Origin of the sequence: Actinosynnema sp. NPDC049800 (assembly GCF_040656635.1) — a bacterium.
GTDB lineage: Bacteria > Actinomycetota > Actinomycetes > Mycobacteriales > Pseudonocardiaceae > Actinosynnema.
Genome location: NZ_JBFAMT010000089.1, coordinates 1 through 22706 on the forward strand (window position 1 = coordinate 1; position 22706 = coordinate 22706).

Consider the following 22706-nt stretch of genomic DNA (forward strand, 5'->3'; position numbering starts at 1 on the left):
CTGCAGACCGCGATCTTCCCCGAGAACCGGGCCAGCATCGCCCTGCACCACTCGGCCGGCTACCGCACCGTCGGCGTCCGCGAACGCATCGCCCGACACCACGGCGTCTGGCGCGACACCGTCATGCTCGAACGCCGCGCCACCAGCACCCCGACCTGCTGACCCCGCGTGTCGAACGTTCAGGACCCCTGAACTCACCACTCAGGTCCGCCAGGCGGCCACGATCGTGTCCGCCGATGTGCGGCTCCGGGCCGGGCGGGTGACACTGGGCGCGACGTGATCCGTCTACAAGGGACGGTCGCATGCCGTTGCGCGCCGAGGCAGGTTTCCCCGAGCTGATCCGGCCCATGCTGGCCTCGCCGGGCCGACTCCCGCCGGGGCCCGGGTGGGCCTTCGAGTTCAAGTGGGACGGTGTCCGGGCGGTCACGTACGCGCGCGGTGGGCGGGTGCGGGCGATGACCCGGAACGACCTCGAAGTGTCCGGGACCTACCCGGAGGTACGCGCGCTGTCCGCCCTACTCGGTGATCACGACGCCGTGCTGGACGGTGAGATCGTCGCTCTCGGCGAGCGGAAGCAGCCGGACTTCGGGCGGCTCCAGACCCGGATGCACGTGGCCCGACCGGGTGGCGACCTGCTGGCCCGCGTGCCGGTCGTCTACTACGTGTTCGACCTCCTGCACCTGGACGGTCGGTCGCTGCTCGGCGCGCCTTACGCGGAACGGCGGCAGGAGTTGGTCGCGCTCGGCCTGGGCGGCCGGCCGGAGGTCCGGGTGCCGCCGTCGTTCGGCGAGGTGCACGGTGAGGACGTGCTCGCGGTGGCCGAGGACTACGGGCTCGAAGGCGTGGTCGCGAAACGGGTCACCTCGCGCTACGAGCCGGGGCGGCGCTCGGCGGCGTGGGTGAAGGTGCCGTTGGTGCGCACGCAGGAGGTGCTGATCGGCGGTTGGCGGCCAGGCGACGGTCGGCGTGCGGGCACGATCGGGTCACTGCTGCTCGGTGTGCGGTGTGACGACGGGGTGCACTACGTGGGCAAGGTGGGCACCGGGTTCACCCACTCGGCGTTGCTCGCCCTCGAGGAGCGGCTGCGGCCGTTGGAGCGCGCGGAGTCGCCGTTCGTCGACGCGGTGCCCGCCGATCACGCCCGCCGTGCGCACTGGGTGCGGCCGGAGCTGGTCGGCGAGGTCGAGTACCGGGCCTGGACCACCGACGGGCGGCTGCGGCACTCGTCGTGGCGCGGGTTGCGGCCGGACAAGGATCCCGACGACGTCCGGATGCCGACGCCGTGAATTGTCGGTGCTCCCTGTTAACGTCCGCGCCGATCCGATCAACAGGGGGGAAGGAACGGTGGAGGACGACGAGAAGTCGGCGCTGACGACGTTCTTGGACGCGCAGCGGGGAGCCGTGCTGGCGATCCTCGACGGTCTCGACGAGGAGGCGTTGACGACCGCGGTGCTGCCGTCCGGCTGGACGCCGCTCGCCCTGGTCGAACACCTCGGTTACGCCGAGCGGCACTGGTTCCAGGAGATCCTCCGGGGCCACGCCGACGCGTTACCGTGGTCGGACGACCCTCCGCCGTTCACCACGCCCCGGTCGTCGGCGGAGGTCTTCGCCTTCTACCGGGACCAGCGGGAGCGGTCGAACGCCATCCTCGCCACCACCACGCTGGACACGCGCCCGGCCGTGCGGCATCCCGACCAGCTCGGTGACGAGACCACCGACCTGCGCCGGATCGTGCTGCACATGATCGAGGAGACCGCACGCCACGCCGGCCACCTCGACGTGTGGCGGGAGCTGCTCGACGGCAAGACGGGCCTGGGGCCGCGCTGACGCCGTACCCGACCACCCCGCCGGGGAGGCGGGGTTGGTGCGGCGTCGCCGCCATCCGGGAGAGACGACCCGAGACGGGACCTGGTGGCGGGGGAGACGGGCGGGGGTCGAGTCGACACCGACGGGATCGCTCGCTGGGAAGGAGGATTGGTGTCGCACCGGCACCGTGCGAGAACTGTTGGCCGGCAGGACAGGTGGGCGGCTCGCCGACCCTGAGCCGTCACCGCCGGGCGCGCCGGATCATCACCGTCGGCGCGATCGGGCCCAACAGGCGCAGCACGGTGGACAGCCGGGGTAGGTGGTCGGTTGGTTCTCGGACCCACCGCACCGGGCCGTCCGCGGTCACGCTGGGTGGCAGCGGCAGGTAGTGGCCGTTGTTCATCAGCCGCACGTGCGACGGCAGCACGGGTGTGCCGGCGTCGGCGGTGTCGACCAGGAACGCCCACAGGTCGGCCGACAGCGCCAGCGCGGGCAGCGCCGCTTCGACCTGCCCGCCGACGCGCGCGCTCACCAGCAGACCGCCGATGCCGCGCCCGGTGGGCAGGTGGACGTTGCCGTCCGCCAGCACCAGCGGCCAACGGCGGCCGATGGCCAGGCGTTCCACGGTCGCGTGCAGCTGGTTCGCGTAACGGGTGGCGGCGCACGCCGCTGAGTCGTCCATCGATCCCCCATCCTCGGTGGTAGCCCTCGACAGGCGTTCGACGGCGGGGCCGATTCGGTTCGACCACTCGATCAGGTGACAGGCGGGCGGGTTCCGGAGGCGCGGCCTAGCGTGGCCGCGTGTCGGTGCGGATGAGCGAGTCGATCATCACGCTGGTGCTGTTCGCGCTGCTGGTGCCGGTGGCGGTGCTGCCGTGGGTGCACCGGCAGTACCGGCGCCACGGTCGGCTGCGCGGCTGGTCCGCGGTCGTGGCGGTGGCCAGTGCGCTGTACGGCTGCGCGCTGGTGGCGTTCACGCTGTTCCCGCTGCCGGACGTGACCGGAGAGTTCTGCACGAGCCGGTCGCTGCGCGCCTACTGGCAGCCCCGCCCGTTCGCGTCGCTGGACGACATCGCCGCCGCCGGCTACTCGCCGACCAGCCCCGCGTTCCTCCAGGTGGCGTTGAACGTGGCCCTGTTCGTGCCGCTGGGTTTCCTGCTGTGCTACCGGTTCCGGCGCGGCGTGGTGGCGGCGACCGCGATCGGGCTGCTGGTGTCGCTCGCGGTGGAGACGACACAGGGCACGGCGGTGTTCGGCCTCTACCCGTGCCCGTACCGGGTCGCGGACGTGGACGACCTCATGACCAACACCGCGGGCGCGGTCGTCGGGTGGCTGCTCGCGCGGTGGGTCGGGCGGCGGCTGCCCGCGGCCGTGCCGGAGCCCGTGGCCGACACCGGGCCGCCGGGTCTGGTGCGGCGGGGGTTGGCGTTCGCGGGCGACCTGCTCACCTTGTCGCTGGCGCAGTTCGCGTGCCGGGCGGTGCTCGTGCTCGTCGGCGAGGGAACCGGAACGCCCGGGCTGACCAGGCTCGCGGTCTCGGACCGGTTCGGGGCCGCGCTCGGGGTGCTGGTGCCGGTGGTCGCCACGGTCGTCGTGCCGCTGCTGCGCGCCGACCGGGCCACGCCTGGCCAGGTCGCGTTCAACCTGGCCCTGGCCGACGCGCGCACGGGCGGCACGGCGCCGGCACGGGCGGTCGTGCTGCGGTTCGTGCTCTGGTGGCTGCCGGTCCTGCTGCTGATCTCCGCCGGGCACAGCGGGTTCGTGTTCTTCGCCGCCGTCGTGCTCGGCCTCGCCGCCCGCTCCCGCTCCGACCGCCGCAGCCTGCTGGGCCTGATCTCGACCACCACCACGATCACCACCGCCGCGCGCGCCGAACGCTCAGGTCGACCGCGTCCCTCGTCCAGGCCCCCCGAGTTCAACGCTCAGAACAAGCCGGAGCCCTGATCCTCCGAGCCGCAGCGGAAAGGCCCGTGAGCCGGCACTCGGCTCACGGGCCCGTCCACTCGTCCACGCCGGATCAGAACGCCTGGTTCGCGAAGCCCTTCCGAGCCGCCGCGGACAGGAACGACTGCCACGCCGCGCTGCTGGTGTGCGGGTCACCGGTGGTCCCGAGCCGCGACTTCGCCGTGGTGAACGCGCTCTGCGTCTTCGGGCCCCAGATGCCGTCCACCACCAACCCGGAGCTCATGAAGTTGTTGCACAGCGCCTGCACGAACTTCGTGTCGCTCTCCGACCCCGTCACGCACCGCACCGGCAGGCCGCCGAAGTCGGAGTGGATGTGGTCTTCGTGGGCGGCGTTGTACCAACCGTCCAACGCGAACCGGAACCGACGACGGCACACCGCGTCCACCGCCAGGTAGCGGCGACGCGTGGCGAGCGTGCCGGAGGCGTGGTCGCGGTCCAGCGGCGACGACACCTGCCCGCCGCTCCACCGCACGTGGTCGAGGTCCATCGCGGTGCCCGAGCCGTGCTCGCCGGGCTTGTTCACGTAGAAGCCGGCCGACACCAGGTACGTGATGCTGCCGTACGCCGACGACAACGACCGCAGGTCCCGGATCCACAGCACCAGGGAGTCGTAGAACGCCTGCGTGACCTGCCAGTTGCGCAACGTCGTGTTGCCGCGGCCGGACCGCCAGTAGTAGACGGGGGTGCCGTCGATCCGCTGGAACGTGATCATCGGGTCGCCTCCGCGGTGATCAGCCGGCCGCCGGTGAGCCAGCCGGAACGGGTGCCCGCGACACCCAGCGCCTTCGCGTCCTGCGGCACGGCCGGACGGGTCCGGTCCGCGTCGAGCACGCCGGTGAGCGGGGTGGCGTCGACCATCTCGTTGCCGACCCAGTGCACGCGGCCGTCCACCGCGGCGAGGCCGCGCACGGCGACACCGTCCAGGCGGGGCCGGGTCGTCCAGGTGACGCCGTCGCGCGAGGTGTGCAGGACCGTGCCGGAGACGTCGACGGCCGCCACGACCCAGCCGTCGGGCGTCGCCGTGACGGCGGTGGCCGACAGGTCGTCGGTCCACTCCAAGCCCCGCACGGGCACGGTGTTCCAGCCCGACGCGGTGCGGCGGGCGGCGATGCGGACCAGCGAAGCGCGCTCGTGCTTGAGCACCGAGCCGAACGCCAGGCCGCCGCCGACCGCGGTGAACTCCGAGCGCACGCCGTGCAGGCGGCGGGCCTCGCGCCACGTGATGCCGTCGGTGGACTCCCAGATCGTGGCGATCGGGTCGCCGCGCAGCGCGCCGACCGCGTGGAAGGTGGAGCCGTCACGGGAGACGTCGACCAGGTCCGCGCCGGCGAGGCCGGTGGTGATGCGCACCGAACCGCCTTCGTCGACGACGGCCCACTGGCCGTTCTCCTCGGTCACCATGAGAGGGGTGCCGTCGGACGCGAGGAACACGCCCGCGGCTTTTCGGGGGTTGTCGGCGGCGCTCGACGCGGGTGCCGCAGCAGCCGCGTGGGCCGTCAGCGTGCTGGTGAGGGCCGCGGTCGCGGCGGCTCCCAGCACGAATGTTCGCCGATCGAGCACGTCAGTCCTTTCGAGGCAGGGGGAAGTGCTGACGTGGCACAGGGCCGGTTGGAAGTTTTCCAACCCACAAAGTATGGGTGACCCGCCGTTGCGGCAATGGCCCGTTCCGCCCAAAACCGTTGCCGTCCGGGCCGGAACCCACCGGTCGGTCAGGACCGCTGGGGTACGATTCGCGGTGTTCGCGACTGGCGTGCCGAGGGTGGGAACGACCACCGGGGAGCGTTGAGCCGAGATGCACCGCGCGCCTGGGTGCTGCGGCAGCGCCCCCGCGCGCGTGGAGGTCGTCATGCACGAACCCGCGATCCCGTCGTTGACCGGAGCGGACCCCGAGGTCGCGCGCCTGGTCCAGGCCGAGGCACGCCGCCAGTTCGAGAAGGTCCGCCTGATCGCCTCGGAGAACTACGTCTCGACCGCCGTCCTCGAAGCCACCGGCTCCGTGCTGACCAACAAGTACTCCGAGGGCTACGCGGGCCGCCGCTACTACGAGGGCCAGCAGGTGATCGACCCGGTCGAGGAGCTGGCGGTCGGTCGGGCCAAGGCGCTGTTCGGCGTCGACCACGCCAACGTCCAGCCCTACTCCGGCTCACCGGCCAACCTCGCCGTCTACCTGGCGTTCCTCGACCCCGGCGACACCGTCATGGGCATGGCCCTGCCCGCGGGAGGGCACCTCACCCACGGCTGGAGCGTCTCCGCCACCGGCAAGTGGTTCCGCAGCGTCCAGTACGGCGTCACCAAGGAGACCGGCGTGGTCGACTTGGACCAGGTCCGCGACCTGGCCCGCGCCGAACGCCCCAAGGTGATCTTCTGCGGCGGCACGGCCATCCCGCGCACCATCGACTTCCCCGCGTTCGCCGAGATCGCCAACGAGGTCGGCGCCGTCCTCGCGGCCGACATCGCGCACATCGCGGGCCTGGTCGCGGGCGGCGCGCACCCGTCACCGGTCGGGCACGCCCAGGTGATCACCACGACCACCCACAAGACGTTGCGCGGACCGCGCGGCGCGATGATCCTCGCCGACGCCGAGCACGCGAAGGCGATCGACAAGGCGGTGTTCCCGGGCCTGCAGGGCGGCCCGCACAACCACACCACGGCGGCCATCGCGGTCGCGCTCGGCGAGGCTTCGGAGCCGTCGTTCGGCCTCTACGCGCACGCCGTCGTGCAGAACGCGCGCGCACTGGCCGCCGCGCTGCTCGACCGCGGCTTCGACCTGGTCTCCGGCGGCACCGACAACCACCTGATCCTGGTCGACCTGACCAGCAAGGGCATCGGTGGCAAGCCCGCCGCCAAGGCCCTGGACCGGGCGGGCATCGAGGCCAACTACAACACCGTCCCGTTCGACCCGCGCAAGCCGTTCGACCCGTCCGGCGTCCGCCTCGGCACGGCCGCCATCACCACCCGCGGCCTCACCGAGGACCACATGCCGCAGGTCGCGGAGTGGATCGACCAAGCCGTCCGGGCGGCGGACGACGCGCAGGTGCTCGACCGCATCGCCGCCGAGGTCGCCGACCTGATGGCGGGCTACCCGATGCCCGGCTGGGCGTAGCGGACCACGTCGGCCAACCGCGCCACGTCCGCCCGAAACGTCTCGTGCCGGACGGTGACGTGGTCGGCGACCTGACCGGTTCCCGGCAGCTGGTCGACGGGCAGCACCGCCCCGTCGACCAGCACCGGGATCACCGGCACCGCGCGTTCCGCCGCACGTGCCACCTCGGCGCGCATCAGGTCGGTCGGCGTCCAGCCCGGCCCGACGACGGCGAGCAGCACGTCGCACTCACCGACGTCGCCCACCACCGACCGGCCGAAGTCGTCCAGCCGGTCCGCGATGCGCCCGGCGAGGTGCACGTCGTCCGGCCGGCGGTAGCTGAGGAACAGCCGCGCCACCGGGGACAGGTCGATCCCGGCCAGCGCGGCGAACGCCCGGTCCCGCACCTCGCCGGGGTCGACGCCGCACCGGGCCAGCACGTCGAGCGCCACGCCCTCGTCCTCCGCGAGCACCCCCAGCAGCAGGTGCTCGGTGCCGACGTGCCGGTGCCCCAACGCCAGCGACTCCCGCACGGCGGAGGCCAACGCCCGCTTCGCGCCGGGCGTGAACGGCAGGCGACCGGGCACGGGCACGACACCCGGCCGGGACACCTCCAGCACCCGCGCCCGGCACCCGGCCGGCGACACCCCCACCGACGCCAGCACCGACGCCGCCGCGCCGCCCTCGCCGACCAACCCGAGCAACAGGTGCTCGGTGCCGATGGCGGTGTGGGCGAACCTCCGCGCCTCCTGGAGGGCGATCACGGAGACCCGGCGCGCGCTCTCGGTGAACCGTTCCAACATCAATTCCTTCGCCACCGGTCGACCAGCCCCGGGATCAGGCTGTCCTCAGTCCATCGCACCGAGTTTCCGGGTGTTACCGGAATTTGTCAGTAGCCGCGCGCCTGCCCTCCGTCATCGCATCGCTCCCGCCGTGCGCGGTGTGGGGGACGAGGACCAGCTCCGCGTCCGGCCACGCGTGCGCGAGGTCGAACGGCGTGCCGATCAGATTCCCCAGGTCGAGCGTTCCTTGAACGATCACGCCCGGGATGCCCGCGAGCTTCCACGCCTCCTCCAGCACGATCCCCTCGCGCAGCCACGACCCGTGCGCCCAGTAGTGCGTGACGAGCCGGGCGAACGCCAGGCCGTGCTCCGGGTTCTCGAACCGCAGCCCGCCGGTGGACAACGGCTGCAAGGCGTCCTCCCACGCGCACCACTCCAGCGCCGCCCGGCGGTGCACGGCCGGGTCCGGGTCCAGGAGCAGCTCCAGGTACCCGGCCGCCGGGTCACCGGACGGCGCCAGCTCGCGGAACCGGGCGTGGGCCTGCGGGAACATCGGCGCCAGGCCCGTGGTCAGCAGGTCGGTCTCCGCCCGGCGCCCGGTGGCCACGCCCGCGTGCACCATCTCCGACACCCGGTGCGGGAACCGTTCCGCGTACACGAGGCCCAGCACCGAGCCCCACGACGCGGCGAACACCAGCCACCGGTCCACGCCCAGGTGCTCGCGCAGCTTCTCCAGGTCGCCGATCAGGTGGTCGGTGGTGTTGGTGGACAGGTCCACGACCGGGTGGCCGGCGTGCGGCGTGCTGCGCCCGCAGCCGCGCTGGTCGAACAGCACCACCCGGTACGCCGCCGGGTCGAAGTACTGCCGGGCACGGGGCGTGCAGCCCGAGCCCGGCCCGCCGTGCAGCACCACCGCCGGTTTCCCGTCCGGGTTGCCGCACACCTCCCAGTACACGTGGTGCCCGTCGCCGACGTCGAGCATGCCGTGGTCGTACGGCTCGATCTCGGGGTACAGCACGGTTCCTCCCTCGGGATACAACAGTGCTGTTATATTAGGGCTTACGGAATTGGCGGGAACATCGACCGCACGTCCGCGCCACCGACCCAGAGCCCGATCGCGAACGCGGTCGTCGCCTCCAGCAGCTCGGCCCGCTCCAGCGGCCCGCCGTCCACCGGCACGCACCCGATCGACCGCACCAGTGCCCGCACGACGTCCAGCGCGTCGGCCGAGTCGCCGCACAGCGGCACCCCGAGCGGCCGTCCTTCGAACGTCAACGACGGCTGCCGCCACACGTCGACGTGGCAGAGGTTGAACGCCTTCACCACGTGCGCCCCCGAGGCGGCCGCGAGCCGTGCGGCGGCACGCGGCTCGTCCAGCACGAACCGGCCCGGCACCACCGAGTTGGTGCAGTCGATCACCACCCGGCCCGGCGCGCGCCCGAGCACCTCGGCCGCCACCGCCGCCGGCACGGCGAGCAGCACCGCGTCCCCGAACGCCACCGCGTCCGCGGGCGGCCCGGCGACGGCGCCGATCCTGGCCGCCAACTCCTTCGAGCGCTCCGGCGAACGCCCGCCGATCACCACCTCGTGCCCCGCCGCGACCCAACGGCCGCCCAGCGCGTCTGCCATCCCGCCCGACCCCAGCACACCGATCCGCACGCTCTCTCCCTAGGTCCAAGTGATTGGCTTGAGCCGACGCTAAAGAGCCCGACGGGCACCAAATGGTGTCCACGACCCAGGGGGCCGCTCGTGGACTTCCTCGCCGACTGCCGCGCCAGGCAGGCGTTCGACCTGCTGGCCAACACCTGGAACCCCGTGGTGCTGCACGCGTTGCGGCACGGCCCGCGCCGGCCCGCCGAGCTGCGGCGCGCGATCGGCGGCATCCGGCCGAAGGTGCTCACCGAGACCGTGCGGCGGTTGGCGGGCGCCGGGCTGGTGGTCCGGACGGCGTCGCGCGACCGGGTCGAATACGGGCTCACCGACCTCGGGCGCAGCCTGCTCGAGCCGATCGACGCGCTCGGCCGGTGGGCGCACGAGCGGGGTGACGAGGTCCGGCTTGACGACTGAAGCAAAACAGTGTTTTATAACGTTGTTGTGTAACGCTGTTCTGCGAAGGAGGTCGTGATGGGTCCACGGGCCGGGTTCGAGAGCCTCGACCGGGAAGTCGTCGTCGACCTGGAGGTGCGCGGCGAACTGCCGCCCTGGTTGGCGGGCACGTTGGTGCGCAACGGACCCGCCAAGTTCGAGACCGACAAGGGCTCGTTCCGGCACTGGTTCGACGGCCTGGCGATGCTGCACCGCTTCGGGTTCGCCGACGGGGCCGTCACCTACCGCAACCGGTACCTGGAGACGCCCAGCTTCCGCTCCGCGCGCGACGACGGCCACATCGCGTTCGGCGAGTTCGCCACCGACCCGTGCCGCTCGATCTTCAACCGCTTCTTCACCCACCCCGGGCTGCGCCGCACGTCGAACGCCAACGTGAACGTGACCTCCGACGGCGACCGGGACTTCGCGCTCACCGAGACGCCCATCGCGGTGGAGTTCGACCGCGAGACGCTGGCGACCGTCGGCCTCGCCGATGACGACGACGCGATCTCCGGCCATGTCACCACCGCGCACCCGCACCGGGCGCCGCTCACCGGCGACCTGGTCAACTACGTGCTGAAGTTCGGCCGGCGCAGCGTCTACCAGGTCTACCGGCAGCGCGGCCAGGCCCGGGAGCTGATCGCCTCCCTCCCCACCGACCGCCCGGGCTACCTGCACAGCTTCGCCGTCACCGAGCGGCACGTCGTGCTGGCCGTGTTCCCGTTCGTGGTCAACCCGCTGTCGCTGCTGCTGCGCGCCAGGCCGTTCATCGAGAACTACCGGTGGCGGCCGGAACTGGGCACCCGGTTCGTGGTGCTCGACCAGCGGGACGGTTCGGTGGTCGCCGACGAGCGCACCGACGCGTTCTTCGCGTTCCACCACATCAACGCCTACGACGAGGACGGCCGGGTCGTCGTGGACGTCGCCGCGTACCCGGATGCCACCGTGGTCGACGCGCTGTACTTGGACAACGTGCGCGGTGAGGGGGAGTTGCCGCTGTCGTTCCCGACGCGGTACGAGGTCGACCTGTCCGGCGGCGGCATCCGGTCGCGGCGGCTCGCGTCGGACTCGCTGGAGCTGCCGCGCATCGCGTACGGATCGCACAACGGCCGCGACTACCGGTACGCCTACGGCGTCGGCTCCCGCGACAACGGCACGCGCGACTTCCTCAACCAGCTGGTCAAGGTGGACGTCCTCAGTGGACGGACGAGCCGCTGGCACGAGCCCGGCCGCTACCCGGGCGAGCCGGTGTTCGTGCCCGCGCCCGGCGCCCGTGCCGAGGACGACGGTGTGGTGCTGTCAGTGGTGCTCGACGGCTCGGCCGGGCGGTCCGGTCTGCTGGTGCTCGACGCGGCCACGTTCACGGAGGTCGCGCGGGCCGACGTGCCGCACGCCATCCCGTTCGGCTTCCACGGTCAGTTCACGTCGCGTCGACCGTGAGCACGCAGCCGTCGGGGTCGACGTGGGGCACGTCGGGCTCGTCGAACCAGAGGCCGCCGTCGCCGAGGTAGCGGAACCGGTGCGTGCCGGGGGAGAGGATCACGGTCACCGTGCGCGTGCCGTCGCGGCGGGGCACCAGCTCGTGCACGCCGGGGGTCCAGTCGTTGAACGTGCCGACCACGCTCACCGGCCCGCGCGGCTGGTCGAGGGGCAGTGAGAAGGTCACGCGGCGCTTCGGGCCGAACAGGCGAGTGCTGCGGAGCATCGTTCTCCCTCGCGAGTCGATCTTGCCATGCCTTCGGGGCCACCAGCGTCGCCGTGCCGTGGCAGCGTTTCAAGCCGGCGCGCCTGTTCGAAGTGGACGGTCACCCATCGGTGTGATGCTCCTGGGTCCCTCGCCGCGCCTCCGCCGCCGAACTGCGCATTGTGGAGCGTGCCCGACCACTGTGCTCTCCCGCCCTTTGTTGGACGCCACCCGGGAAACCGTTGCGACTCTTGTGGCGACAGCCGCTCCAACCAGGCACAATGGACCGACAGGAGTCGCCACCGCAGCCACCGCACCGGCATCGGAGATCACTCCAACGGGCGAATGAAGTGTCAATGGGCAACTTTTCGAGCGCGAGCCGCGTTGCCGGGAAAGAAGGAGGCGGCACGGCGCGGCGGACCCCGTGTGCACGGCGGACGCACGGGCTTGAGGAGGTTGAGGTCGAGGCGGGGCAAGGATGAGGCGGTAGGAAGGCGGCCGGTCGGTGGACGAGGCCCAGCATCGAAGGGCTGCGACCACACCCTCCGCCACGCCCGGTCGTGGGTCGACGGCCGGCGCCACGACAGCCACGAGCGCCACGGGCGGGAGAGTCAGGGGCGCGAGCGGCAGGGCGGGGATGGCCAGGATCGCAAGCGGCAGGGGCAGGAGGGCGGGGGCGTCGAGCGCCAGGGCCTCGAATGGGGTCGGCTCGAATGGGGTTTGGTGGCCGAAGGGTTGGCTGAACTCGGCGGGTACTGCGATTGCGAGGTCGTCATGAACTGCGACCCGGAGGAAGTGTTCGGGTAGGCCGATCGATCCGCCACGGCGACCCGCGGCCGCCCGCGATCCGAGACGGGTCGCGATTCGCGGCTGGCTGGGCACGCGTGGAGATGGCGGTGCGGTCGCGGGCGTGGCGGTGCGGGTGGGGTGCGAAGGGCGTTTCGGGGCACGACACGGGGCGCTGGAGTGCGGTGCTGCGGTGGCTGGCGGCGTTCGCGTTGGGGGATCGCGTGAGGGACGAGGCGGCTGGGCCGTGCGGTGAAGGTTGCCTCGTGAGGGAAAGGGGGAGTGTTCACTCCTTCCCACTTCAACTTATAGCGCACAGGGGGGATTGCGGCAAGACCCGGGGGTTGCCGCAGAATCGCTCGCCATAGCCAACAAGCTGCGGTGATGGGGGAGCGGTATGGGAGCGGCAGGGGTGGGTCGGCGGCAGGGGTGGATTCCGGAGGGCCAGGGTCCGAGTGGCGGGGGCGAGTGGCGGTCGGGGGTCGTGTCGACGGTGGGGGCGGGGTGGGGAGAGCGGGATCACAAATGGTGCACGGTCTGCAAAGTTGCAGTGAGTGCAGGTTTTTACTTACCCTGATCGAGTGACCACGCAGGCGGCCGAAGGGCTTCGCGACCGCAAGAAGCGGCAGACCCGCAGGGCGTTGGGGCAGGCGGCCGTCCGCCTGGTCGCCGAGCACGGCCTCGACCACGTGACCGTCGAGGACATCAGCGCCGCCGCCGACGTCTCGCCGCGCACGTTCTTCAACTACTTCGCCGGCAAGGAAGACGCCGTCCTCGGCCCCGACCCGGAGGCCGGTCCACGCGTGCGAGCCCGCGTGCTCGCCCAACCGGCGGACCTGTCCGCGGCCGCGGCGGTGCGCGAGGCACTCCTGGCCGAAGTCGCGGCGGAGTTGGCGGACGACCGCGAGCTGTGGCTGCAACGGATGCGGGTGGTCCAGCAGCACCCCGTGCTGCTGGCCAGGCTGTTCTTCGGCGGCGAAGCCCTGGAGCGCGACCTGGTCGCCGGCATCGCCGAACGGGTCGGCCTGCCCGCCGACGACACCTACCCGCTGCTGCTCGGCGCGGCGGCGGGTGCGGCGTTCCGGGTGGCGGTGGCCCGCTGGTCGAGCACCGCCGCCCCGCTGCACGACCTGCTCGCCGAAGCGCTCGACCTGATCGCCGCGGGTCTCGCCGACCCGCCCCGCCACCACCGCGGCTGAACCACAGCCGAACCGCGGTCGCGCAAGCGCCGCGTCCGAACACCGCGTCACAGTCGCAGACAAACTGGGGGATCCGATGTCCACCGAAACCGGCACGACTTCGCGCCGGGACGTCGTGCAAGCGATGTCCGGCCTCATGCTGGGCATGTTCATGGCCATCCTCGCGTCGACCATCGTGTCGAACGCGTTGCCGCGCATCATCGCGGACCTGCACGGTTCGCAGTCCGTCTACACCTGGGTCGTCACGACCGAACTGCTGGCCATGACGGCGACCGTGCCGCTGTGGGGCAAGCTCGCCGACCTCTACAGCCGCAAGCTGCTGATCCAGCTCTCGCTCGGCCTGTTCGTGGTCGGCTCGCTCATCGCGGGCTTCTCCCCGAACGTCGAGGTGCTCATCGCGAGCCGCGTCGTGCAGGGCCTCGGCGCGGGCGGCATGACGGCCTTGGCCACGATCGTGATGGCGGCGATGATCCCGCCGCGCGAGATGGGCCGCTACGCCGGCATCTTCGGCGCCGTGTTCGGCGTCGGCACGGTCGCCGGCCCGCTCATCGGCGGCGTCATGGTGGACACCTCGTGGCTGGGCTGGCGCTGGTGCTTCTTCATCGGCGTGCCGTTCACCCTCGCCTCGATCTTCCTGCTCCAGCGCACGCTGCACCTGCCGGTCGTGCGCAAGGAGGTCAAGATCGACTACCTGGGCGCGGTGCTGATCGTCGGCGGCGTCTCCACGCTGCTGGTGTGGTCGACGCTGGCGGGCCACCAGTTCGAGTGGGCCTCGGCGTGGACCGCGCTGCTCGTGGCGGTCGGCGTGGTGCTGCTGGCCCTGGCCGTGTGGGTCGAGTCGCGGGCGGCGGACCCGATCGTGCCGTTGACGATCTTCGCCAACCGGACGGTGGCGCTGACCACGTTGGCCAGCGCGCTGGTCGGTGTGGCGATGTTCGGCGGCACGGTGTTCCTGTCGCAGTACTTCCAGATCGGCATGGGCAAGACGCCCACCCAGGCCGGCCTGATGAGCTTGCCGATGATCTTCGGCCTGCTGGTGTCGTCGACCGTCGCCGGGCAGCTGATCACCAAGTGGGGCAAGTGGAAGGCGTTCCTGGTCGCCGGTGGCGTGATCATGGTCGGCGGCATGCTGCTGCTGGCCACGATCGACGCGAACACCAGCGTGTTCATGGTCAGCGTGCACATGGCCGTGCTGGGGATCGGCGTCGGCATGCTCATGCAGAACCTGGTGCTGGCCGCGCAGAACGACGTGCCCGCCCGCGACCTCGGCAGCACGACCTCGACCCTCACGTTCTTCCGCAGCCTCGGCGGCGCGATCGGCGTGAGCGCGTTGGGCGCGGTGCTGGCGAACCGGGTGACCGCGTTGAGCGAGGAGAAGTTCGGCCCCGCGCCCACCGGCGGCGAGGCGACGGTGCCCGACCTGGCGCTGCTGCCGGAGCCGGTGCGGGTGATCGTGCGCGAGATCTACGCCACGGCCACCGCCGAGCTGTTCCTGATCGGCGCGCCGATCGCGGTGCTGGCGCTGGTGGCGGTGCTGTTCATCAAGGAGAAGCCGCTCAAGACGCTCAGCGGTGACGAGCGGTTGGCGGCGGAGATGGCCGCCGGGCACTGACCCCGCCACCAGGCGCTGACCGCCGCAGGGCGTCGGCGACCAGCGCGGACAAAGACACGGTGTCGCACTTGTCCGGTCGGGAGCCGGACAAGTGCGACACTTTCGCGCGTGTCAGGACTGCGCGAACGCAAGAAGCTCGCCACCCGGACGGCGTTGGCCGACGCCGCCCTGCGGCTGTGCGTGGAGCACGGCCTCGACGGGGTGACCGTCGAACAGGTGGCCAACGAGGCGGGTGTCTCGCTGCGCACCTTCTTCAACTACTTCTCCTCCAAGGAGGAGGCGGTGGTCGCGGGTGACGTCGCCACGGCCGCCGCGTTCGTCCACGCCTTCGCCGACCGGCCCGGGGACGAGCCGGTGCTGCCGGCGTTGCGGGCGGCCCTGGTCGACGTCGTGCCCGACCGGATCGACCCGGAACGGGTGGCGCAGCTGCGCGCGCTGCGCCGCACCCCGGCCCTGCTGCCGCACCAGATCGCCGCGTTCGCCGTGCAGGAACGGGAACTCGCCGCCGTCGTCGCCGCACGGGTCGGCGTCGACCCGGCCACCGACCTCTACCCGGTGATGTTCGCGGCCACCGTGATGGCGACCCTGCGGGTGGTCGTCGGCTGGTGGCTGGACGCCGCCGAACGGCCCGAGCTGTCCGAGCTGATCGACGTGATGATCGACCGGCTGGACGTGGGCTTCGCCGCCGTGCGCCCGGACCCCGCCTAGGCGTCCCAGGTGATCGGGAGCGCGTGCACGCCGTAGACCAGCATGTCGTCGCGCATCGGCACGTCGGCCGCGGGCACGGCCAGCCGCAGTCCGGGCAGCCTGCTCAGCAGGCCGGTGAACCCGGCCACCATCTCGACCCGGGCCAGCTGCTGGCCCAGGCACTGGTGCACGCCGTGCCCGAACGCCAGGTGCGGCCCGCGCGCCCGGGTCACGTCCAGCTCGTCGGGCCGGGGGTAGTGGTACGGGTCGCGGTTGCCGGCGGGCACGGAGACCAGCACCGTCGAGTCGGCCGGCACGACCTCGCCCGCGATCTCCACCTCCGCCAGCGTGGTGCGGACGACTCCGAGGTGGACGATCGACAGGTAGCGCAGCAGCTCCTCGACCGCGCCACCGATCAACGTCGGGTCGGCGTGCAGGGCGGCGAGCTGCTCGGGGTGCTCCAGCAGCGCGAACGTGCCCAGCGCCAGCATGTTGGCCGTCGTCTCGTGGCCCGCGACCAGCAGCAGGTTCGCCATGCCGATCAGCTCGTCGTCGGTGAGCGTGGGGTCGGCTTCGATCAGGCCGGACAGCATGTCGTCGGTCGGCTTGGCGCGCTTGGCGCGCACGAGGTCGTGCATGAAGGCGCGCAGCTCGTCGGCGAGCCGCATCATCTCGGCCACGGGCAGGTCCAGGCGCAGCAGCTTCCCGGTGCGCTCCTGGAACTCGTCGCGGTCGGCGTACTCGACGCCGAGCAGCTCGCAGATCACCAGTGACGGCACCGGCAGCGCGAAGGCCCGCACCAGGTCGGCGCCCGGTCCGGCGGCGATCATCGCGTCGAGGTGGTCGTCGACGATCCGCTGGATGCGCGGCTCGAGCTGACGCATCCGCCGCACGGTGAACTGGCCCGTGAGGAGCTTGCGGTAGCGGGTGTGCTCGGGCGGGTCCATGGTGATGAAGCTGCCCGCCCGCGCCCGCTTGTCGGTCAACCTCGCGCGGATCGGCTGGGGCAGCTTCTCCAGGACGCGCCGGCTGCGGAACCGGTCCGAGCTCAGCCGCGGGTCGCCGAGCAGTGTGCGGGCCAGCTCGTGGCTGGTGACGACCCACACCGGGTCGCCGTCGAGCATGGTCACCCGGTGCACCGGCCCCTGCTCGCCGAGGCGGGTCAAGGCCGCCGGCGGGTGGAACGGGCCGGCGTCACGCCGGGTGAGCTCGGGCGGCAGGGGAACGGTCGGCCGGCCGGTGGAGGGGCGTTTCTCCTGGGAAGCGGTGGTCATCGACGGTCCGTTCCCGACCCGGCGTGACCAGGCCGCTGCTCGGTGTGGTGGGCGTGACCCACGGTACCAAAACGTGCACGCTGTGCAGTTTTTTGATGTAACTCAGTGCACAACGAGAAAACTTGCACGTCGTGCAAGTTTGGGTGATAGTTGTATGTGGCAAGCAATGCGGAGAGACAGGGGGACGGCATGGACGCCGTCGCGCGGGAGCTGGAAGACCGGGTGCGCGACCTGCTGAGGGTCGTGCGGATGGTCAGGCAGCGGCACCACGCGCTGCCTCCCGGCCTGATCGGCACGCTCGGCCTGATCGCCCGCGCCGGCGTGGAACCCACCGGGTGCCACGCCAAGGAACTGGCCGCCAGCGCCGGGCTCGACCCGTCCACGGTGAGCCGGGCGGTGGCCGCGCTGGTCGCGAACGGCCTGGTCGAACGGCGGGCCGACCCCGACGACGGCCGCGCCAGCATCCTCGTGGTGACCGAACGCGGTCACGCCGAGCTGGCCGCCGCCCGCGACTGGTACGACCGGCTGCTCGGCCGCGCGCTCGCCGACTGGAGCCCTGAAGAGGTCCAGGCGCTGACCACCTCCCTGGGGCGCCTGACCATTGACGTCGAAGGAGCCCTCGGCTCCACCTTGGAGGCCGCGCGATGAGCGCACCCGCCACCGCCAACGGCACGATGAGCCACCGCCAGGTCCTGGAGGCCCTGAGCGGTCTGCTGTTGGTGCTGTTCGTCGCGATGCTCAGCGGCACCGTCGTCTCGACGGCGTTGCCGCAGATCATCGGCGCGCTCAACGGTTCGCAGACCCAGTACACCTGGGTGGTCACCGCGACCCTGCTGACCGCGACCGCCACCACCCCGGTCTGGGGCAAGCTCGCGGACCTGTTCGACAAGAAGACCCTGGTCCAGGTCGCCATCGTGATCTTCGTGGTGGGCTCGGTGCTCAGCGGCTTCGCGCAGGGCGCGGGCCAGCTCATCGCGGCACGCGCGTTCCAGGGCATCGGCGTCGGTGGTCTGCAGGCGCTGGTGCAGGTGGTGATCGCGGCGATGATCCCGCCACGCGAGCGCGGCCGGTACAACGGCTACCTCGGCGGCGTGATGGCGTTGGCCACGGTCGGCGGGCCGCTGCTCGGCGGCCTCATCGTGGACACCTCGTGGCTGGGTTGGCGCTGGTGCTTCTTCATCGGCGTGCCGGTCGCGGTGATCGCGTTGTTCGTGCTCCAGGCCACGTTGAAGGTGAAGACGGTCCGGCGCGAGGACGTGAAGATCGACTACCTGGGCGCGAGCCTGATCGCGGTCGGCGTGAGCGTGCTGCTGGTGTGGATCTCGTTCGTGGACGGCTCGTTCGCGTGGCTGTCGTGGCAGAGCTTCGCCATGGTCGGCGCGTCGGTGGCGCTGCTGGGCGGCGCGGTCGCGGTCGAGGCGCGTGCGGCGGAACCGGTGGTGCCGCTGGGGATCGTGAAGCAGTGCACGACGGCGTTGGCGATCCTGGCCAGCGTGGCGGTGGGCATGGCGATGTTCGGCGGCGCGGTGTTCCTCGGCCAGTACTTCCAGATCGGCCGCGGCTACAGCCCGACCGAGGCAGGCCTGCTCACCATCCCGATGATGGTCGGCGTGCTCGGCGCGTCCATCGTGTCCGGGCGGCTGATCACCAAGACCGGCCGGGTCAAGCCCTACATCGTGGTGGGCGCGGCGACGCTGGTGCTCGGGTTCCTCGCGCTCGGGCAGATCGACCACGACACGTCGCTGGTGCTGGTCGGCGGCGCGATGCTGCTGGTGGGCGTCGGTGTCGGCATGAGCATGCAGAACCTGGTGCTCGCGGTGCAGAACACGGTGCCGTTGAAGGACATCGGCGCGGCCAGCTCCACCATCGCGTTCTTCCGGTCGCTCGGCGGCACGATCGGCGTGTCGGTGCTGGGCGCGGTGCTGGCCCGGCGGGTGGAGGAGCACATCACCCGCGACCTGACCGCGGCGGGCATCCCCGCCGGCGGCGCGGGCGGCGGCAACCTCAACCTGAACGTGCTGCCGGACGCGGTGCAGCACATCGTCCGCAACGCCTACGGCGACGCCACCGGCCACATCTTCCTGATCTCGGCGGCCATCGCGGTGATCGGCGTCATCGCGGCCCTGCTGCTCAAGCCGGTCACCCTGCGCTCCAGCCTGGACCTGGCGGAGGAGAAGCCCGAGGTGGCGGCGAGCGCCTGACGACGGGACAGCGGTCGGGGCCGGTGGCGTGATCAGCGCCACCGGCCCCGACCACGTGCGACGGGTGTTGGCGAGAACCCGTTGGGACGTGGCACTCCGGCCACTGCCGCGCCGGCCGCGGCGCTCCTAACGTCCGGGGCGGAACGTTTCTCCTGCGACGACAAGGACCGCCAACCATGGTCGTGGTCTCGGCACTGCTCATCGGCGTGCTGTACGTGCTCCTGAACTCCTTCATCCCCGACCGGCACCGCCGACCGTTCAACGCGGTCATGGTCGGCGGCGCCGGCGCGGCGTACCTCAGCGGCGGCGGGTTGGGCGCGTGGGAGTTCGCCATCACCGCCGTCATCACGTTCTGCGCCTACCGCGGCCTGACGTCGTGGACGTTCATCGGCATCGGGTGGCTCGTGCACACGGCCGCGGACGTGGCGCACCACCTGCACGGCAACCCGATCGTGCCGTTCGCCGAGCACTCGTCGCTGGGGTGCGCGATCTGCGACCCGGTGATCGCCCTGTGGGCGTTCGCGGGCGGTCCGGGCATCCGGTCAATGACCCCCGCAGCACTCGTGCGGGCTCTCCGCCTCCGCCGGGCGCAGCACGCCACCGACGGCGGGCTCCACGAGTAGCAGCAGCTCGCCGTCCCGGCACACCGGGCGCACGAAGCCCAGCGTCTGCACCGGGTCGGTCGGCGCGACGGCGACGCCGATGCCGATGCCGACCACCCGGTCGATCGCCGACCGCGCCACCACCTCGGCCGCGGGGTGCGTGCCGGTGAGCGCGGACTGGCCGGGGAACCGGACGCACCGGCCGTCGGCGCGGTCGCGGCCCGCCCGCGCGGCCCGTGCGGCGGGCGTGTCGGAGTCGTCGAGCACGGCCACCGGCCCGCCCAACGCCTCCGCCAGCCGGTCCACGTCCACCTCGCCGGTCACGTGCGCGGACAGCGTGGTGACGGCGACCGGCCCGGACCGGTCGGTGTGCGTGCACACGAAGTCCGCCGCCACGCCGTCCAACGCCGTCAGCAGCAGCGCGTCCACGTGCGCCGCGCCGTGCTCGCCGGGCAGGGCGGGCACGGCGCCGAGCCACGGCATCAGATGACGTCCACGAACACCGGGTTCGCGTAGAACCACAGGTCCGCCCACGGGTCGGCGTCACCGATCACGTCCATCACCGGGTTGCCGTCCGACGACAGCCGGTTGCCGTCCGAACCGCGCAGCCGCAGGTAGAACGCGCCCTCCACGCGGCGGAACGTGTGCGTGAACTTCACCGTGCCGCGCGCGGTGCGCGCGACCTCGAACGACTTCACCACCTGCGTGGCGGGCGCGGAGAACGCGTCGCGGTCCGCCGCCGGGCCGGTGATCGGGCCGGCGATCAGGTCCACCTTCGCCAGCCGCGGCACCACGCCCGCGAAGTTCGGCCCGCGCGCCAGGTCGACCTCGATCACCACTTCGACGTCGTGGCCGCGCCGGACGAACGTGCGGCCGCCGATCGTGACGCCCCGGTTGTCGCCCTCGCCGAGCGACCGGACCCGCAGGTTCAGCCCGTCGACGATCCGCCCGTGCACCGCGACGACCTTGCCGCCCTGCATGCCGCGCATCACGTCCACATAGGACTTGGAGTCCGCGCCGACCAGCGTCGAGCTGTAGAAGCCGGGCCAGTAGTCGCTCTCGACCTGCGGCACGCCGGTGTCGATCGGCGCGCCGCGGCTGCCGGTCGTGCTGTGGTCGCCGGTGCCCTGCTTGTGCGTGTCCAGGTGCACCCGGTGCGAGTCCGAGGTGGCGGTGACCCACCACGGCCTGCCCTCGGCCAGCAGGGAGTCCCACAGGCCGCCGACCTTGGCGGTCATCCAGTCGAACCCGCCGTAGGTGCGGTAGGGGTTCTCCGTCGCGGTCGGCGCGAAGCCGGGGAAGCTGTCCTGGTTGGGCGAGGCGTCGTAGAGCCCGCGCGCGGCGCCGCGGCCGCCGTTCGCGGTCGGGATGCCCGCCGCCTGGTGGCCGGGCGCGCCCTCCATGCCCACGGCCACGCCGGGTGCCGCGTCGCGCCAGCCGCGGAACTCGTGCGGGCTGTCCACGCCGCGCCGGGCCGGGTGGTTGGCGAACATCAGCGCGATCTCCGTGCGGCCGGAGAGCACCTGCGCCTCCAGGTACCGCAGGGCCGCCAACGCGTACGGTTCGCCGTCGGCCGACGTGGAGCGGGTGATCAGGCCCTTGCCGCCGTTCGCGACCGGCGTGGACAGGACACCGCCGTCGTAGGCGGCCTCGAACGCGCGCAGGATGTCGACGGTGGACCGGCCGGGCGGCAGGAACACGGTGGCGTGCTCGGCGCCCGGGATGTTCCACTCCAGGCCCTGGTAGACCAGCACGTCCCGGTGCGACCTGCGGGCGCGCTCGATGTCCGGCGCGACCTGGTCGATGGAGAACTTCTCGTGCGCGACGCCGCCGTGGTCGGTGATCACGACCCAGTCCAGCCCGTGCTCGCGCGCCTTGGCGACCTGCTGCGCGACCTCGTACTGGGCGTCGTTGGAGTACTTGGTGTGGATGTGGTGGTCGCCCGCGAACCAGCGCCCGCGCCCGCCCCACGGGTTCACCGGCGTGGCCGGGCGGTCACCGTGCGCGTGGGCGGGCAGCGCGCCCAGGGTGGTCGCCACGCCGGCCGCGCCCAGACCGGCCAGGAACCGGCGTCGCGCCACCGAGAGCGGCCGGTCGTCCTGGGCGTCGCGCCAGCTGCCCCCCACTTCCTCGTGGTGGTGCTCGTGGGTGTGGCCGTGGTGGTGGTCGTGCGACATGCGGAACTCCGATCATGACCCGAACGGCGGCAGGCCGAAGTATCGTTTTGCGGCCGTGCGTGGGGTGGTGCGCGGAGTCGAACTCCGGGTGAACACTTCGACGCGCCTCCGCGACCGTCAAGACCGCGTAAAGGACCGGGGTTGCACCGCGCCGGGAAACGGGCGCGCGCACACTGGGTCCGTGGACGGCAAGCGCAAGCGCGGCGAGCTGAGGATCTACCTCGGCGCGGCGCCCGGTGTCGGCAAGACGTTCGCCATGCTCGGCGAGGCGCACCGCCGCCGGGCCAGGGGCACGGACGTCGTGGTCGGCCTGGTCGAGACGCACGGCCGCGAGAACACCGCGGCCCTGCTCGACGGCCTCGAACAACTGCCCCGCCACCACCCCGGCGCCCCGGCACACCGACAACTCGACCACCCCGGCGACCCAGCTCGCTCCGACCTCGACCACCCCGGTAACCCGGCTCGCCGGCCGCTCGACCACCAGGGTGACCCGGCAGGCCCGCGACTCGACCACCCCAGTGACCGTGATCGCCGGCCGCCCGACCACCCCGCCGCCCCGGCACGCTCCCACCTCGACCACGCCGGCGACCCGGCAGGCCCGCAGCTCAACCACCCCGGTGACCGTGCTCGCTCCCACCTCGACCACCCCGGTGGCCTTGCACGCCGGCAGCTCGACCACCGTGGTGACCCACCCCGCGAGGTCGCGTCGGTCGTTCGCGACTCATTTTCCGGCGATCACGCTTTTCGATCGCCGGAAAATCAGG

Annotated in this window: 24 protein-coding genes, 1 pseudogene and 1 riboswitch; of the genes and pseudogenes, 15 read left to right on the top strand and 10 right to left on the bottom strand. The window is 72.1% G+C overall.

Annotated features, from left to right (window positions below; translation table 11 throughout):
• The 3 genes from AB0I91_RS42690 to AB0I91_RS42700 form a co-directional block, all read left to right on the top strand.
• Nucleotides 1-162, top strand: a 162-nt coding sequence (locus AB0I91_RS42690) for a GNAT family N-acetyltransferase (protein WP_499641971.1), incomplete at its 5' end; no start/stop codon positions are given.
• Between the two features lie 140 nt (nt 163-302).
• A complete protein-coding gene (gene ligD / locus AB0I91_RS42695) occupies nt 303-1286 on the top strand; it encodes a non-homologous end-joining DNA ligase (protein WP_499641950.1) in 984 nt (327 codons plus the stop codon).
• A 58-nt stretch (nt 1287-1344) separates the two neighbouring features.
• Entirely contained in the window at nt 1345-1827 is a 483-nt protein-coding gene (locus tag AB0I91_RS42700) for a DinB family protein (RefSeq protein ID WP_499641952.1), read from the top strand.
• 220 nt (nt 1828-2047) lie between these two features.
• Here the strand turns inward: AB0I91_RS42700 and AB0I91_RS42705 are convergent, their stop codons facing one another.
• Nucleotides 2048-2488, bottom strand: coding sequence for a hypothetical protein (locus AB0I91_RS42705; RefSeq protein WP_499641954.1), 441 nt, complete (start codon nt 2486-2488; stop codon nt 2048-2050).
• 119 nt (nt 2489-2607) lie between these two features.
• Here AB0I91_RS42705 and AB0I91_RS42710 point away from each other — a divergent pair, with 119 nt between their 5' ends.
• Nucleotides 2608-3750: a VanZ family protein gene (locus tag AB0I91_RS42710; RefSeq protein ID WP_499618884.1), complete on the top strand. Its 1143-nt coding sequence runs from the start codon at nt 2608-2610 to the stop codon at nt 3748-3750.
• Nucleotides 3751-3823: 73 nt separating this feature from the next.
• Here the strand turns inward: AB0I91_RS42710 and AB0I91_RS42715 are convergent, their stop codons facing one another.
• A complete protein-coding gene (locus AB0I91_RS42715; RefSeq protein WP_141975207.1) occupies nt 3824-4483 on the bottom strand; it encodes an extensin family protein in 660 nt (219 codons plus the stop codon).
• The gene (locus AB0I91_RS42720; RefSeq protein WP_499618881.1) at nt 4480-5331 is read right to left on the bottom strand and encodes a hypothetical protein; all 852 of its coding nucleotides are present in this window, start codon (nt 5329-5331) and stop codon (nt 4480-4482) included. Before AB0I91_RS42720 ends, AB0I91_RS42715 begins: the two co-directional genes overlap by 4 nt.
• Before the next feature lie 171 nt (nt 5332-5502).
• Nucleotides 5503-5589, top strand: a riboswitch (ZMP/ZTP riboswitch).
• A 28-nt stretch (nt 5590-5617) separates the two neighbouring features.
• Between AB0I91_RS42720 and glyA the strand changes: the two genes are divergently transcribed.
• Nucleotides 5618-6874 (top strand): serine hydroxymethyltransferase, encoded by a 1257-nt coding sequence (glyA, locus tag AB0I91_RS42725; RefSeq protein WP_499641956.1) that lies wholly within the window; start codon nt 5618-5620, stop codon nt 6872-6874.
• On the opposite strand, the gene AB0I91_RS42730 is transcribed toward glyA, so the two are convergent.
• From AB0I91_RS42730 to AB0I91_RS42740, 3 genes are all read right to left on the bottom strand, one after another.
• The gene (locus AB0I91_RS42730) at nt 6850-7656 is read right to left on the bottom strand and encodes a Clp protease N-terminal domain-containing protein (RefSeq protein ID WP_498780927.1); all 807 of its coding nucleotides are present in this window, start codon (nt 7654-7656) and stop codon (nt 6850-6852) included. The two genes, glyA and AB0I91_RS42730, sit on opposite strands and share 25 nt — an antisense overlap.
• 73 nt (nt 7657-7729) lie before the next feature.
• Nucleotides 7730-8653 (bottom strand): prolyl aminopeptidase, encoded by a 924-nt coding sequence (gene pip, locus AB0I91_RS42735; protein ID WP_499641958.1) that lies wholly within the window; start codon nt 8651-8653, stop codon nt 7730-7732.
• A 41-nt stretch (nt 8654-8694) separates the two neighbouring features.
• Nucleotides 8695-9294, bottom strand: a complete 600-nt coding sequence (locus AB0I91_RS42740; RefSeq protein ID WP_498780929.1) for an NADPH-dependent F420 reductase — start codon at nt 9292-9294, stop codon at nt 8695-8697.
• Between the two features lie 90 nt (nt 9295-9384).
• On the opposite strand from AB0I91_RS42740, the gene AB0I91_RS42745 reads away from it, so the two are divergent.
• Together AB0I91_RS42745 and AB0I91_RS42750 are read left to right on the top strand one after the other, a co-directional pair.
• Nucleotides 9385-9702, top strand: coding sequence for a winged helix-turn-helix transcriptional regulator (locus AB0I91_RS42745; RefSeq protein ID WP_498780931.1), 318 nt, complete (start codon nt 9385-9387; stop codon nt 9700-9702).
• A gap of 57 nt (nt 9703-9759) precedes the next feature.
• Nucleotides 9760-11160, top strand: a complete 1401-nt coding sequence (locus AB0I91_RS42750; protein WP_499618873.1) for a carotenoid oxygenase family protein — start codon at nt 9760-9762, stop codon at nt 11158-11160.
• Here AB0I91_RS42750 and AB0I91_RS42755 read toward each other — a convergent pair.
• Nucleotides 11141-11425 (bottom strand): isoamylase early set domain-containing protein, encoded by a 285-nt coding sequence (locus AB0I91_RS42755; protein ID WP_498780934.1) that lies wholly within the window; start codon nt 11423-11425, stop codon nt 11141-11143. The genes AB0I91_RS42750 and AB0I91_RS42755 overlap by 20 nt on opposite strands.
• A gap of 324 nt (nt 11426-11749) precedes the next feature.
• On the opposite strand from AB0I91_RS42755, the gene AB0I91_RS42760 reads away from it, so the two are divergent.
• From AB0I91_RS42760 to AB0I91_RS42775, 4 genes are all read left to right on the top strand, one after another.
• Nucleotides 11750-12211: a DUF2695 domain-containing protein gene (locus AB0I91_RS42760; protein WP_499641960.1), complete on the top strand. Its 462-nt coding sequence runs from the start codon at nt 11750-11752 to the stop codon at nt 12209-12211.
• A gap of 560 nt (nt 12212-12771) precedes the next feature.
• Complete coding sequence (locus AB0I91_RS42765) at nt 12772-13389, top strand: TetR/AcrR family transcriptional regulator (protein WP_498780937.1); 618 nt, start codon at nt 12772-12774, stop codon at nt 13387-13389.
• A gap of 76 nt (nt 13390-13465) precedes the next feature.
• Nucleotides 13466-15001, top strand: a complete 1536-nt coding sequence (locus AB0I91_RS42770) for an MDR family MFS transporter (protein WP_498780938.1) — start codon at nt 13466-13468, stop codon at nt 14999-15001.
• Nucleotides 15002-15109: 108 nt separating this feature from the next.
• Nucleotides 15110-15709, top strand: a complete 600-nt coding sequence (locus AB0I91_RS42775) for a TetR/AcrR family transcriptional regulator (RefSeq protein ID WP_498780940.1) — start codon at nt 15110-15112, stop codon at nt 15707-15709.
• Here the strand turns inward: AB0I91_RS42775 and AB0I91_RS42780 are convergent.
• The gene (locus AB0I91_RS42780; protein ID WP_499641963.1) at nt 15706-16962 is read right to left on the bottom strand and encodes a cytochrome P450; all 1257 of its coding nucleotides are present in this window, start codon (nt 16960-16962) and stop codon (nt 15706-15708) included. The genes AB0I91_RS42775 and AB0I91_RS42780 overlap by 4 nt on opposite strands.
• A gap of 189 nt (nt 16963-17151) precedes the next feature.
• Between AB0I91_RS42780 and AB0I91_RS42785 the strand changes: the two genes are divergently transcribed.
• From AB0I91_RS42785 to AB0I91_RS42795, 3 genes are all read left to right on the top strand, one after another.
• Nucleotides 17152-17610: a MarR family winged helix-turn-helix transcriptional regulator gene (locus AB0I91_RS42785; protein WP_498780943.1), complete on the top strand. Its 459-nt coding sequence runs from the start codon at nt 17152-17154 to the stop codon at nt 17608-17610.
• Nucleotides 17607-19163, top strand: coding sequence for an MDR family MFS transporter (locus AB0I91_RS42790; RefSeq protein WP_499641965.1), 1557 nt, complete (start codon nt 17607-17609; stop codon nt 19161-19163). The genes AB0I91_RS42785 and AB0I91_RS42790 overlap by 4 nt, the downstream gene beginning before the upstream one ends.
• 176 nt (nt 19164-19339) lie before the next feature.
• Complete coding sequence (locus AB0I91_RS42795; protein WP_498780946.1) at nt 19340-19786, top strand: DUF6010 family protein; 447 nt, start codon at nt 19340-19342, stop codon at nt 19784-19786.
• Here AB0I91_RS42795 and AB0I91_RS42800 read toward each other — a convergent pair.
• On the bottom strand, nt 19706-20248 hold the full coding sequence (locus AB0I91_RS42800; RefSeq protein WP_499641967.1) for a hypothetical protein: 543 nt from the start codon (nt 20246-20248) through the stop codon (nt 19706-19708). The genes AB0I91_RS42795 and AB0I91_RS42800 overlap by 81 nt on opposite strands.
• Nucleotides 20248-21942, bottom strand: coding sequence for a PHP domain-containing protein (locus AB0I91_RS42805; RefSeq protein ID WP_499641969.1), 1695 nt, complete (start codon nt 21940-21942; stop codon nt 20248-20250). The genes AB0I91_RS42800 and AB0I91_RS42805 overlap by 1 nt, the downstream gene beginning before the upstream one ends.
• Before the next feature lie 181 nt (nt 21943-22123).
• Here AB0I91_RS42805 and AB0I91_RS42810 point away from each other — a divergent pair.
• Nucleotides 22124-22706 (top strand): annotated as a pseudogene (locus AB0I91_RS42810) (hypothetical protein); the annotation flags it as partial.